Source organism: Vulcanisaeta sp. EB80 (assembly GCF_002078205.2).
Genome location: NZ_LCWN02000061.1, coordinates 1 through 12,706, shown reverse-complemented (window position 1 = coordinate 12,706; position 12,706 = coordinate 1). Strand labels below are relative to the sequence as shown.

14 protein-coding genes are annotated in these 12,706 nt (G+C 41.9%); 10 read left to right on the top strand and 4 right to left on the bottom strand.

Annotated elements, in window-relative coordinates; translation table 11 throughout:
- Positions 1 to 651: UbiD family decarboxylase domain-containing protein (locus B7L70_RS09790; protein ID WP_202908727.1), on the top strand; the 651-nt coding region annotated here is incomplete at its 5' end.
- Positions 652 to 748: 97 nt separating this feature from the next.
- Positions 749 to 1,651: a RimK family alpha-L-glutamate ligase gene (locus B7L70_RS09785; RefSeq protein ID WP_081227746.1), complete on the top strand. Its 903-nt coding sequence runs from the start codon at positions 749 to 751 to the stop codon at positions 1,649 to 1,651.
- Here the strand turns inward: B7L70_RS09785 and B7L70_RS09780 are convergent.
- Both B7L70_RS09780 and B7L70_RS09775 read right to left on the bottom strand, forming a co-directional pair.
- The gene (locus B7L70_RS09780) at positions 1,640 to 2,590 is read right to left on the bottom strand and encodes a thiamine-phosphate synthase family protein (RefSeq protein WP_081227743.1); all 951 of its coding nucleotides are present in this window, start codon (positions 2,588 to 2,590) and stop codon (positions 1,640 to 1,642) included. The genes B7L70_RS09785 and B7L70_RS09780 overlap by 12 nt on opposite strands.
- Before the next feature lie 40 nt (positions 2,591 to 2,630).
- Positions 2,631 to 3,353: a hypothetical protein gene (locus B7L70_RS09775; protein ID WP_081227741.1), complete on the bottom strand. Its 723-nt coding sequence runs from the start codon at positions 3,351 to 3,353 to the stop codon at positions 2,631 to 2,633.
- Positions 3,354 to 3,412: 59 nt separating this feature from the next.
- On the opposite strand from B7L70_RS09775, the gene B7L70_RS09770 reads away from it, so the two are divergent.
- Positions 3,413 to 3,877 carry a hypothetical protein gene (locus tag B7L70_RS09770; RefSeq protein WP_081227738.1) on the top strand — a complete coding sequence of 155 codons (465 nt, stop codon included), beginning with the start codon at positions 3,413 to 3,415 and terminating at the stop codon, positions 3,875 to 3,877.
- 664 nt (positions 3,878 to 4,541) lie between these two features.
- Here B7L70_RS09770 and B7L70_RS09765 read toward each other — a convergent pair.
- Both B7L70_RS09765 and B7L70_RS09760 read right to left on the bottom strand, forming a co-directional pair.
- Complete coding sequence (locus tag B7L70_RS09765; RefSeq protein ID WP_081227735.1) at positions 4,542 to 5,027, bottom strand: AAA-associated domain-containing protein; 486 nt, start codon at positions 5,025 to 5,027, stop codon at positions 4,542 to 4,544.
- 60 nt (positions 5,028 to 5,087) lie between these two features.
- Complete coding sequence (locus B7L70_RS09760) at positions 5,088 to 5,648, bottom strand: hypothetical protein (protein WP_081227732.1); 561 nt, start codon at positions 5,646 to 5,648, stop codon at positions 5,088 to 5,090.
- A gap of 189 nt (positions 5,649 to 5,837) precedes the next feature.
- Here B7L70_RS09760 and B7L70_RS09755 point away from each other — a divergent pair, with 189 nt between their 5' ends.
- The 7 genes from B7L70_RS09755 to B7L70_RS09725 all read left to right on the top strand — a co-directional run bounded on the left by B7L70_RS09755 (position 5,838) and on the right by B7L70_RS09725 (position 12,701).
- Positions 5,838 to 6,245 carry a hypothetical protein gene (locus B7L70_RS09755; protein WP_081227730.1) on the top strand — a complete coding sequence of 136 codons (408 nt, stop codon included), beginning with the start codon at positions 5,838 to 5,840 and terminating at the stop codon, positions 6,243 to 6,245.
- 403 nt (positions 6,246 to 6,648) lie between these two features.
- Complete coding sequence (locus B7L70_RS09750; protein WP_238376198.1) at positions 6,649 to 7,329, top strand: class I SAM-dependent methyltransferase; 681 nt, start codon at positions 6,649 to 6,651, stop codon at positions 7,327 to 7,329.
- A 51-nt stretch (positions 7,330 to 7,380) separates the two neighbouring features.
- A complete protein-coding gene (locus B7L70_RS09745) occupies positions 7,381 to 8,373 on the top strand; it encodes a deoxyhypusine synthase (protein ID WP_101940278.1) in 993 nt (330 codons plus the stop codon).
- A 49-nt stretch (positions 8,374 to 8,422) separates the two neighbouring features.
- Entirely contained in the window at positions 8,423 to 8,656 is a 234-nt protein-coding gene (locus B7L70_RS09740) for a hypothetical protein (RefSeq protein WP_081227727.1), read from the top strand.
- Positions 8,634 to 8,924: a hypothetical protein gene (locus tag B7L70_RS09735; RefSeq protein ID WP_081227725.1), complete on the top strand. Its 291-nt coding sequence runs from the start codon at positions 8,634 to 8,636 to the stop codon at positions 8,922 to 8,924. The genes B7L70_RS09740 and B7L70_RS09735 overlap by 23 nt, the downstream gene beginning before the upstream one ends.
- Positions 8,925 to 8,977: 53 nt before the next feature.
- Positions 8,978 to 10,618 (top strand): CTP synthase, encoded by a 1,641-nt coding sequence (locus B7L70_RS09730; RefSeq protein ID WP_081227722.1) that lies wholly within the window; start codon positions 8,978 to 8,980, stop codon positions 10,616 to 10,618.
- 385 nt (positions 10,619 to 11,003) lie between these two features.
- On the top strand, positions 11,004 to 12,701 hold the full coding sequence (locus B7L70_RS09725; RefSeq protein ID WP_238376197.1) for a hypothetical protein: 1,698 nt from the start codon (positions 11,004 to 11,006) through the stop codon (positions 12,699 to 12,701).
- Positions 12,702 to 12,706: the final 5 nt, after the last annotated feature.

The window sequence follows — 12,706 nt, the reverse complement described above, 5'->3', positions numbered from 1 at the left end:
TATGCTGAGGTTGTGATGGAGGGGTATATACTGGCTAATGAGGAGGCTAGTGAGGGGCCTTGCATGGACGTACTTGGTACCTATGATGAGGTTAGGACCCAACCTGTGGTTAAGATAACCAGGGTGTACGTTAGGAGGGATTCACCATTAATTGCGCACGCGCTTGTTGCTGGTTATTCCGAGCATAGGGTATTGATGGGTATCGAGAAGGAGGCTAAGATCTGGAAGTTCGTTAGTAATGTTGTCCCTGAGGTTAAGGCTGTCAGGTTAACAGATGGAGGTTGCGGCTGGTTACATGCTGTAGTATCCATTAGGAAGCAAAGCGATGGTGACCCTAAGAATGCAATAATGGCTGCCTTTGCAGCGCATCCGAGCCTTAAGTACGTTGTCGTGGTTGACGACGATATAGATATAGATAATCCAAGTGATGTTGAGTGGGCCATCGCAACGAGATTCAGGGCAGATGAGGATTTAGTACTTATTAAATATGCGAGGGGTTCGACTTTAGATCCCGTGGCGATAGATCCAGTACAGGGCATAACAACGAAGATGGGTATTGATGCAACAAGACCAATAAATACCGATGAAAGGAGATTTAGGAAGGGTGTTATTCCTGCATCTATCAATTTAGATAAGCTAAAAATTGAGTAGGTAAACGTTTACTCTACGTATACTTATAGTGATTTCTGCATTAATTATAATGCTGCGGGAGGTTTAGATTAAAAAGCCGCTTCGCCCAGTCGGCATTGTGGATATAGGCATAATTAGGCCGTACGAAGTTGAGTACAACCCTGAGGATGTCGTTGACTTAGAGAATGCGATTAGATCCCTTGGGCATAGGGTGAGGAGGGTGTATATCGACATGGTTGGTGTTAGGTTGGGTAGGGGTGGTATTAGTTATTATCAATTGGTTGGTAGATCTAATTATGAGGAGATTAACATAGCAGGTGCTGTATTACGGCATATAGGTGTGATTAAAGATTTTGAGCAGTTTTCGCATAGGCTCTGGGTTATTAGGTCGATTGAGTTAAGTGGGGTTTACGTAATGAACCCCGTGATGAATTGGTTAATCGCCAGTGACAAATTTTCATCATTAATGCTTCTTGCAAAGCACGGTTTACCAGTCCCAGACACCGTGGTTAGTGAGAACATGTTCGTGGGATACAACACTGTTAAGGAGTTTGGTAAGGCTGTTGTTAAGCAAATTAGGGGTGCGATGGGTTTTGGTGTGTTTCAGGTTGATGATGCTGATGTTGCAATGCACATATTCAGTTACCTGGTTAACCTCAACAAGCCAATATACGTTCAGAGATATCTCGATAAGGTTGGAAATGGTGATTACAGGGTGGTTGTTGTCGGCAACGAGGTCATAGGCGCCGAATTCAGGAGGGGTGTTTCGTGGAAGAGTAATGTGGCGCAGGGCGCTAAACCCGAACCCGCTAAGGTAACGAGTGAACTCCGTGAGTTGGCTTTGAAATCCATCGAGGTTCTGGGTCTTGATTATGGCGGTGTGGATATTGCCGAGACAAAGGATGGTTATTTCATACTTGAGATTAACCCCACAATGTCATGGCAAGGTTTCAAAAGGGCAACTGGCATAAACCCAGCCGTGCATATAGTGAATTACCTAGTGAGTAAGTTAAGGAGGTGAGTTACGCGTTGATGAGGTTATGGTGGAGGCGATCTTCACAACCTTTAGCACCGCGTCGACCGAGTCAAACCCAAATATATAGGTGACTGGCTCTAGGGCATAACCACCGAGGTCTATAATAGCGTCAAGCGTTGGGTTGGCGCCTAAGGAATTCGCCACTGAATTAATAACTTCATCCTCACTGGGCTCCTCATGAGGTCCAACCTTTGTATAGCGCATCCCCAACTCCCTTAGGGCTTGCTCCACTGTCTCATCATACTTTATGCTCACAACCGACCTGTACCTGGGATTAACGCTCATGCACCTAACTATCAGTCTACCGAGGTGTTTACTACCACCGTACATGGGTTTCGAACCTATTATCACCTTACCATCATGGGCATCAATCCTACCGGGTACGCCGGCCACATCTCTCTCATCAGAGGCGCCGGGCTTTGCCTCAACTATGTTCATGAGGACCCTGGGCATTAAAACCCGGATTTCGGGGTGTAGCTCAAGTATTGATAGGGCTTTTTCGAGATTCCTCAGTACTGAATCCGTAATACCCGTTAATAATATGGAACATACATTACAGTTAATTGGTAATGATGGAACAACTTTCCTATGGGCTTCGCAAAATCTCAGCGAGCCGAGCTCCATGGTTATCGCGTTTGTTAAATACTCAAGAGCATCATACTCCTTATTACTAATTACAAGGTTCACAACATTGTTAACAACCTTCATCAACCAATCCTTATCAATGCCGAGAGCCTCTACCTTACTCATTAATTCATTGATATCCCTATTTACGTACCTATTAACTGCAGGTTGTGTTATGCCGAGTACCCTGGCAATCCTTAATTGACTATACCCACTTTCCAGGAGTTTCTTAGCCACTAAACTCCTTATTACTGGTAATACGTTGTCCGCGACGAATTCAAATCCCGTGCTTATACTCACATGCTATGTGAATTAGTTAAATTAATAATTCTTAGCTTCACTAAAGGTTCCTAATTTCGTTGAGTAGGTTAGTTACTAAGTTGAGTGGTTCGTTACTTGTTGAGTACTTACTAACAACGTTACCGCCCTTCGTCAGTAACACTAGGTATTTATTGCCAGGCGTTGTGCGTGCCTCATTCATGTATGTCCTAAATAGTAAGTACTTGTTACTAATGATTAATGCAACCTCCAGGGGCATTGATGGTATCCTACACATGCACGTCGCACTTATGCTACCACCACTGGCGTAATTACGTAATAAGCCTAGGATAGTTAATATAACCCTAACGTTACTGGCACTTGTATATCCAGTGTTGATGAATAGGGTATCACCAACCCTGTATGGGCAAATTATTGGGTAGTAATCATTAACGTAGCCTGAAGCCGGATCTCCAATTAGTATGAATGTGTTCCTTATGGTGAACCAATCATTGTATCTCTTAAGGTCCACATTACTCCTGCTGGGTATTCTAACGAGTGCATCTCCACTCAATGTATACGATCCATACCTACTACCCATATCCACAGCCTTAATTATGTACTGACCAAAGGAGGCGATGGCGAGGTGCCCAGTTATTTGTTTCTCCACCTTGAGTTCCTCGAGCAATTCGATACCAAGCACATTACCCAACACTGATACTCCCTCATTGGCGCTCCAGGTTGCTAACTCATTACCAACCCTACCCAGCACGATGACTACAGGCGTCCTGAATGCTATTGCCATTATCAATCCTTTTTTAAATTAATTATTTAAGATTTATATGGGTGCAGGTTTGTTCTAGCGTGAATTCATTATTACTTAATGATGACATACTCAGGAAATTAGTGAGGATCGTTGGCGATGGGTGGGTAAGCATTGAGGAGATCGAGGACACCCTAGGGATTAGGATAGATCTAGATATGATCAATAAATTAAGTAGGTCGGGGCTTTTTGAGGTCATGTACAGCACATTAGATAACACGTTCTACATAAGAAGGAAAGCTGGCGAGAGCCTTATGGCTAGGAAGGATGGTAAGGGGAGGAATAATGGTTCAGAGGACAATGGAGGTGGTAAACTAAATCTCCAAGTGATTGTTGATGAGATAAGAAAGAGGATCCATGGCATGATCCCCAAGCCTGAATTTGAGGATTGGCTTGCAAGTCGCGTTCCAAATAACTGGCATTTAGTGTATAATCAATTATTGAATGACGGAGTTATTGAGGAAGTCGTGGTTTCCGGCATGATGTTTGTTAAAATAACGGATTAGTTAAGTGCCCTCCCGTGACTTCCTGTTGATGAGACTTTATGTACTGTACATTTGTTTTTAGGTCTTTTTCTCGATTGATTTTTGCGTGCTTGTAGGTGGTTGGTGTAGTGGATTGTTTAATAGGGTAATTAGGGTATCGAGACTTTATGTTGAAGCCTACTTGAGTTTGACAAAACACGCCTAATAAAGTATTCGAAGATCAAACCACGAAACCGACAAAACAAAAACGAACAAAACCACAGCCAGAATCAAGATTTATTTTGTTAATTATTGTGGAGTTGATTCATGGCAAAATTTTGCCGCGGAACGAAAAATAAAATAATATTCTAGAATCGTCTCGTTACCAAGCAGTGTTTACGCAAGCGTCTCTAAGTGCCTTGGCGAAGTAACCCCCGTGGGTGTGGGTTTGTGGGGCCGCTCGGGCGAGGGCGTCTACGGCGTGGCTGTGCTTGATATCGGTCTCGCTACTAAGCCTTTTCACATAGTCATCTTAATCCTAAACTACTTGGTTCATTGAGGATTATTCGACGTAGTATGCGTGTTAGTCGAGCTTGTGTTTTGATTATTCCGTTCCTATATTAATGTGGTCGGTGTGGGTATACAATATTCGAACAAGTGAAGGCAAGGTAAATGCTCTTAATAAAGTTATAAAACTTATATAGATCTATGGTAGTGATATGTACTCATCGCCCTTCTTCTTGAGTATTCCAGCAAATGCACCCCATTCTGCCAATAATATTTCTAGAAGGTGGGCGATACCTGGTTCCCTAACCTCGATGTAGCCCTCCTTATTCAATTCTTCTATGAGGTCATTTATCGTGAATGGCTTACTCAATCCAAGATTATAGGCTGTATGGAAGGGCTCCAGATCAAGTAGTTTCCGCCTCAGGATTCTCTTTCTATCTACAATTCTAGCGTTTAAAAATTCCTTACCGGATTCCGTTATTTTGATATCACCATCCCTAACCTCAACAAAGCCCAAATAAACCGCGGCATTTAAGGCTGGCATAATATCATCGACATCGGACTCCATCTCCTTCGCGATCATGAATATGTCAGCTTGCCCTCCGAATTCGTTGACTAACGTGTCAATGAGTCCCAACACATCGGCAAACCTTGCATCAAGTGGCATAAAGGGTAAATCGGCCATAAACTTCCACAGCTAATCTCTTCTCTGGTTAATAAGTGTTATTCCGTAGAAAATCCTTTATTATAATCTGTCATATGTGTGACTAATAATTAATTTATGGGAAATAATGTTGCATCCTTCGCAAACCTCAACATACTCATTAACCCAAGACTTCCACCTATGTGATAAATACCTCGATGAGTACACAAGCTTCATTGGTAAACCACAACTTGGGCACGTATCACCTCTCAATAATACATTACTTACCTTACTATAATTGTTTGTTATTGCGAGGTTTATGCCGTCCTCCAAATCCTCCTCCAACCTATCAACATTTATTGAGTATACCTTAACGTTCAACTCCTTATTAAACCAATAACGAATTTTCGACATGTTATTAACAATGTAATCACTAATCACGTAAGGTCTCTCGGATACTATGAAAATCGCATCAACATCATTAAGCTCAAGTTCCTCAACCATATCAAGGGGATTAGACCACCATGGAAAGTAATCGTTAGGTACAATCCAAACCTTAACTCTAAACCTATTAAGATCAGCCCTTATTGCATTATCACGAATGATCCTGATCCTAAAACCTCTCTTCCTGAGTTCCTCAACTACCCTCTCAATAATACCCATGAAATTAATTTAAATAATTAGGCGGGTTAATAAATTATTATATATTGTAGTTATTTTGGCAATAATCATAAAACCTAGGGCACAAAAATAGGCCTGAGGGTTGCAGCAGTGGGTGATGCTTCTTAGGTGTTGTATTTTTGCTTTTTATTAATTAATAGCTTAATTTTTCGCCTCGGTGTTAATACGTACATGGACTTTATCGAGAAAATAAGTGAATTGAGGATTTTAATCAATAGATTGGAGAGTAAGTACCCGGAGCTCTCTGAATTATCCTCATTAATAAATGATGTAATTAATAAATGTGTATCATTATCTGATGTAATATTGAGTATATACTCGATAACGGATTCCACAATTCATGGTCTAATACTCGAGAAAAACCCAACACCTATGAACTTAAACTCGGTATTAATAAGGAAGTACATAGATGTGATCAGGAGCTCTGATGACTTAAATGATGCCTTGGCGAGGATATCACCGCAAGAGAGGCAATTACTCATTGACGCAATTAGGGTGTTAAAGAAGAAGGGTTTTGTTGATCTCGATGTTGATTACGGTGAGGAAGGATTGAAGGTAAAGGTCATGTTTCATGAATAACTAGAATTGTGATTACGATGCTCGGAACTAACCCAAACACCGACAGCCGATCCACTCCTACCCTGAATAATGGAGGCTCACTCTGTTTATGCGGTAGTAAACTACTGATTAGGTCTTCGACTAATTATCCCTCCTCAACTACGGAGGGTCTTTTATTCATGTTTTCGGGAGTTTATTTTGCGAAAACCCTGGTGATGTAATATAGCTTATGAGTTCACATAAGCCTATTCTCATAATTACTGAGGATTCCTCATGACGGCTTTAAATTGGTTAGTGGTTCACTAATAAGGTCATGGTTAAATTTTTAATGAACGATTCATCACCATACTTCGTGGGATTCGAAGAGGATGATTATGCAGAGGAGAAGGATATAAATAACCCCGACTTCTTTCCGTATCTTAACATGCCATACGATGTCCCCTTTGTCCCTACGCCGGAGGTTGTGGTCAGGAGGATGCTTCAGCTCGCTAATGTAAGGCGTGGTGAACATGTGTATGACTTGGGTTGTGGTGATGGTAGAATAGTAATAATGGCCGCTAGAGAGTTTGGAGCCCAAGCTGCCTGTATAGAGATTAGGAAGGACCTTTACGAGCAGACCCTTAGGAGGGTTAAGGATCTAGGTCTTGAGGATAGGGTTAGGGTGATTTACGGAAACTTCTTTGAGGAGGATTTATCAGATGCCGATGTCGTTACAATGTACCTACTCACAAGTGTTAATGAAAGGATAAAACCGAAGCTAGAGCGCGAGTTGAAGCCCGGTGTTAGAGTTGTATCCCACGATTTCGAGATGCCTGGTTGGAAGCCTTTAATTGTTGAGGATCTGTATGAGGAATGGAGAAGCCATAAGGTTTACCTTTACAAAATACCAGGGCTTGAGATACCGATACCTGTTGGGGAATTGAAAAATATTATCAAGAACGTAAAGCTTGATGAGGAGCATATGAAGGTTTTAGAATTGATAGATGGCAATAGATCAATCGAGGAAATCTCCAACAAGACGCAATTGACAATGAGGGCCGTTAGGGAGATAATTAGTGATTTAATAAAGCAAGGCCTAATTAACGAGGTCAAGGTAATAAAGTAATAGCTATTAGGGCAATTAAAGCATTAAAATTGATAGCAACCCATCAATTCAATGAGTAACTCGCCATTCCTGGTGGGTGAAATACTCGATATAGACACCGGCATAAATACAATAGATGACTTAATAGAGGCGTATAAAAGGATTGGGGGCTTCCAGGGCAGGCATATAGCGGATGCAGCAAGTGTTCTCCTGGATATGTATGGTAATGAGAATGTCACGGTGTTCCTATCGTTTACGGGGAACCTCGTATCCACAGGTCTTCGCGGACTACTTGCTAAGTTTATTGAGAGGGGTTTTGTGGACGTAATAATAACAACAGCGGGGGCTCTCGATCACGATATTGCAAAGTCCATGGGTGGCAAGTATTACCTAAGTTATTTCGATGTTGATGATGTTGAGATGAGTAGGGAGGGCATTCATAGGATAGGTAATGTTGCCGTTAGAAAGGAGCACTATGGTCCACTGATAGAGAAGTTTGTGCACTCATCGCTGGAGGAGCTTGCGAAGATTAAGGAGGAGTGGGGCGTTAGGGAGCTTCTTTGGGAGATGGGTAAGAGGATCGATGATGAATACTCAATAATTAGAGCCGCGTCTAAAGCTAGCGTCCCTATCTATGTACCTGGCTTCGTCGACGGCGCCTTTGGCACAGCAATACTCACCTACAATGAAATCCAGAGGACCAGGGCTGGTGGTAAGCAGGTAAGGATTGACTTGTTAAAGGATGAGCATGAGTTAATGGATATCGCTTACTCAAGCAAGTCACTTGGTGCGTTGATAATCGGTGGTGGCATATCAAAGCACCACGTCATTTGGTGGAGCCAATTCGCGGGCGGCCTTGATTACGTGGTTTATGTAACGATGGCCATTGAGTGGGATGGGTCATTAAGTGGTGCTAGGCCTAAGGAAGCCATCACGTGGGGTAAGGTAAAGCCCACGGCTCGTCAAGCATTTGTTCTTGAGGATGCCACAGTGGTGTTACCAATATTGATACCGTACGTAGTTAGGAAATATGGATTTAGGAAGGGTGTTAAGTTGGTTGGTTGATTTCCAATGTCGTAGTGCCTTAAATATCAAATTGATTATTTAATTATCGATGATGCAAAAAAGCACTAGGAGGAAAAACAATGGGGACATTTTTATTGAAGAGGTTCTCCTAATCGCAATCTCTATGGCTGTACTTGTGGCGTTGGTTTCGTTAATAAGCGGATTGTTCGGCAACACGGTCTCAGGCATAATGCATCTACAGGGCTCCGTTAACAATGCCTTAAGTGGTTTCATTAATGATCTGCAGAAGGTGGTGTCGAATGCCTTCAATTTCACAGGTTAAGGATATATCGAGCATAGTTAATGAACTTAGGAGTAAGGGGTTTAGTAAGTTCGATATTTACTTAATGATAAAGACGATAAAGCCTGACGCACGTATTGAGTACCTATTAACACCAAGCGAGTTAGACCTGGTTAATAGGGTTAATAAGTTGAAGGGCGAGCTTTACAGAATGAGAACTGTATTATATGACTTGGAGAAGAGGGTTAAGCGAAGGCATGAACTTGTGATGGGAGTTTATGAGGAGTTAACAGCAATCGTTGATCAATAGCTTCTGTTGTCAATAAAAGAAAGTATTAAATATTTAATTAAATCGTGTCTTATATGACGACTAAGTACATATTCATTACAGGAGGCGTATTGTCTGGGTTGGGCAAGGGCATAACAACAGCATCCATTGGCAAAATACTCCAGGCCCGGGGTTATCATGTAACAGCAATTAAGATAGACCCATACCTGAACATGGATGCTGGTACAATGAACCCGTTCCAGCATGGTGAAGTATTCGTAACATTTGATGGCGGTGAAACAGACCTTGACTTAGGTCACTATGAGAGGTTTCTTGATGTCGAGGTTCCCAAGTACCATAACATAACTAGCGGCCAGGTTTATTACACGGTAATCCGAAGAGAACGTAAAGGTAAGTACCTGGGTCAGACTGTTCAGTTAATACCTCATGTTACCGAGGAGATAAAGAGGAGGATAATACTTGTGGCAAAACGCGAAAAACCGGACATCATCTTAATTGAGGTTGGAGGTACCGTTGGTGATTATGAGGGATTACCATTCCTCGAAGCTGCAAGGCAGATGAAGCTTGAGATGCCCAGCGATGTATTGTTTGTTCACGTTGCCCTGGTTCCCGTGTTATCAACGACGGGTGAGCTTAAGACTAAGCCATTACAGCATAGTGTTGCTGAGCTTAGGAGGGTTGGTATTCAACCAGACATAATAATTGCAAGGGCGCCAAAGCCCCTTGATGAGTCAACGAGGAGGAAAATATCCCTATTCACAAACGTGCCAATTAACGCCGTATTCACATCACATGATGTAGATACAATCTATAAAGTACCGCTCATCCTAGAGGAGCAGGGTCTTGGGAGGTACATAGTAACGAAGTTAGGGCTGGAGCCTAGGGAGCCTAGGCTAGATGATTGGGTAGCGTTCGTGAGGTCCCTTGAGGATGGTAAGGATGAGGTTAATATATACATGTGTGGTAAGTACGTGAAACTCCACGACTCTTACATAAGTATTGTCGAGGCTATAAAGCATGCCGCGGCTAAGTTAAGGATTAAGCCGAACATTATTTGGTGCGATACCGAGGAGATCGAAAAGGAGCCTTCGAAGGTTACGGAACTCAACAATGCCGATGCTGTGATTGTGTTGCCAGGTTTTGGAGCTAGAGGTGTTGAGGGTAAGATAGAGGCTATTAGGTATGTTCGTGAGAACAACATACCATTTCTCGGAATATGCTACGGAATGCAACTAGCCACAGTAGAGTTCGCGAGAAACGTCGCTAACCTCAAGGGCGCCCACACGACCGAGGTTGATCCAAACACGCCATACCCAGTCATTGACATAACACCGGAGGAGAAGGATATTAAGGAGCTCGGTGGTACAATGATACTCGGTAATAGGAGGATTAATATTGTTAAGGGTACAATAGCCCATGCAATCTACGGAACAACCGAGATAGTGGAGAGGCATAGGCATAGGTATGAAGTGAATCCCAAGTTCTTCAAGATACTCACCGAAAAGGGCCTTGTTTTCTCGGCTTGGAGGTCTGACGTGCCGAGGGTAGAGATGATAGAGTTACCAAACCACTATTTCTTTGTAGCCACGCAATTCCACCCAGAGTTTAGAAGCAGACCATTACGCCCACACCCAATATTTGTTGCACTACTGAATGCCGCATACAGTAAGAAGCACGGATTACCTTCACCCTGGTCTCACGTGCTTGTTAAATAATAATTTCTTCATAGTCTCATTAGTACCCCCTCGACCAGCCATATTGATGCAGCAGGTGGTTTGTAATTTTTCAATAATCAGATTTCGAAGGCCCTGTCACCAATCCACTGCGAACTGCCTCATCACTTATAGACGTCTTGGGTTATTTTGCGTGTTTGTGTTATTTATAATCCCTTTATTAGGATTCTTCGTGATAGAACGCATTACTTGGATAATGATTATTGCATTACTCGTTATGCTCCCTACCCTCACACATGCGCAAATAGTCATTAATTACATAAGCATTAGCATATACTCAAATAATCAAACATTTACACAATTAATCAATATAACAAACAATCGATTAATAATACCAATTTACCAATTTTGTTCAGGTGGAGGTAACATGGATTTTATCGCTTACCTGGATCCACTCTCGAATTTAGGAATAACTTCCGTAAGCCTAGTCCTATACAATGGTACCTTCATAACTGTACCAGTTAATTATAGTCCAAAGTATGTTAGTATGAATATCAATTGTTCATTACCAGTATACGGTGTTTATTTAGGGTTGGGTGGTTACCAGCCATATCCACCTGAGGCTTTGGTTATACCTGGTTCCAATATGACGTATACACTGACGCAAGGTTCTCAGAACATAACCATACCAACAGTACCTGGGTTCAATTACTTATTTTCGTTGATCAGGATCATATCAATATTACCCGCTAGCGTGAGTATTGGAAGTTACCTAACTGTGCCGATTAATACGGAATATTCAAGCATAAACATAGGCTCCATAAGTACCTATGCCAGGATAACGACCTACGTTACGTACTCAAGCAACATACAAGTCACTGCCAATGGGACTACCTACGTAATAGTCACGCCGTATTACTACGTACCCATAAATAACCTGCAAAATATGATATTACCTGCAACATCTCAACCAATGATAATGCTCACAGGGGCTCCATGGATAAACTACTCAATTAGCAATTGCACGGTCATAAACCCTGGAATTCCAGAAATAACACCGTGGACTGAGTATCTACTGTATGATCCTAAATGTACCGTTAATATGTCAATTAAGCAAATAACAATAAGCTTTGTCGGTGAATCATTGCAGGAGTTACAATGCAATAATGTATTCCTAGTTACACAAGATGGTGCCACCATGAACTTAGTAAGTAATGTGACAATAAATCCCATATATAACAGAGAACTTTACTTGGTAATTAATGGCATGAAGACGATACCCATAATCCTAAGCTCGATACCTACGCAGTCAATAACCATACATGTACCACTAATAACACGCCGAGATATTTCAACCAAGGACTTACTCGGTAATTCCGTGAACACAGTACTGTACATAAATGATAACGGCACCCTAACACTCTTCACAAACAATACATGCATTTACCCTGGGGATTACGATGTTTACGCCCTAATGAATGGCGAATTGATGAACTTAGGAATTGAGAGTATAACACAAGGTAGTTCACTATCTATACCTGTGTTTCTAAACTACACAATAAATGTAGTACTTCCCCAAGAATGTCCAGGCCTGAATCTGGAGTTGGTTGTTAAGTATGGTGATGAGAGGTACGTAACACCCCTACTTGGCAGTAATGAGCAGGTGAGCATTAAGGATGCCCTAGCAGGTAATTATGCCCAGGTGGAATTGCTTGGAAATGGAACACTACTTTATCAGTACGCATTACTGATTAATAATGAAAGTTCTAATGAAGCAACCATAACCTTATCACCTCACATAATCAATTTCGTACCAATTGATCTACTAGGTAGTGAGTTACCAACCGCGGTTCTTAACGTGGGTAATCTGTATTACGTAGGCCCTGGTAAGTACTGTGTGCCAACCAATTCAACAGTGGGTATGGTTATTTACGGTAACGACATCTACATAGTTAATGTAACTAAAAACAACCTATACGTAAGGATCTGGACGCTTGGACCGCTGGGTATTAAGACGTTATTGATAATATTCGTCCTATTAACGCTTTTAGTGTTGATTATGGGAATATTGAGGGGGTTGGAGGGTGGGAAGGATGGTTCAGGTGATTACGTGATCATTAAGTGATGTTG

Bases quoted from the DNA above. Each gene is read 5' to 3' on its own strand.
- B7L70_RS09750 (WP_238376198.1), top strand. From the start codon at position 6,649: ATGCCATACGATGTCCCCTTTGTCCCTACGCCGGAGGTTGTGGTCAGG.
- B7L70_RS09775 (WP_081227741.1), bottom strand. From the start codon at position 3,353: ATGGCAATAGCATTCAGGACGCCTGTAGTCATCGTGCTGGGTAGGGTT.
- B7L70_RS09730 (WP_081227722.1), top strand. From the start codon at position 8,978: ATGACGACTAAGTACATATTCATTACAGGAGGCGTATTGTCTGGGTTG.
- B7L70_RS09765 (WP_081227735.1), bottom strand. From the start codon at position 5,027: ATGGCCGATTTACCCTTTATGCCACTTGATGCAAGGTTTGCCGATGTG.
- B7L70_RS09725 (WP_238376197.1), top strand. From the start codon at position 11,004: ATGGATTTTATCGCTTACCTGGATCCACTCTCGAATTTAGGAATAACT.
- B7L70_RS09760 (WP_081227732.1), bottom strand. From the start codon at position 5,648: ATGGGTATTATTGAGAGGGTAGTTGAGGAACTCAGGAAGAGAGGTTTT.
- B7L70_RS09755 (WP_081227730.1), top strand. From the start codon at position 5,838: ATGGACTTTATCGAGAAAATAAGTGAATTGAGGATTTTAATCAATAGA.
- B7L70_RS09745 (WP_101940278.1), top strand. From the start codon at position 7,381: ATGAGTAACTCGCCATTCCTGGTGGGTGAAATACTCGATATAGACACC.
- B7L70_RS09740 (WP_081227727.1), top strand. From the start codon at position 8,423: ATGATGCAAAAAAGCACTAGGAGGAAAAACAATGGGGACATTTTTATT.
- B7L70_RS09735 (WP_081227725.1), top strand. From the start codon at position 8,634: ATGCCTTCAATTTCACAGGTTAAGGATATATCGAGCATAGTTAATGAA.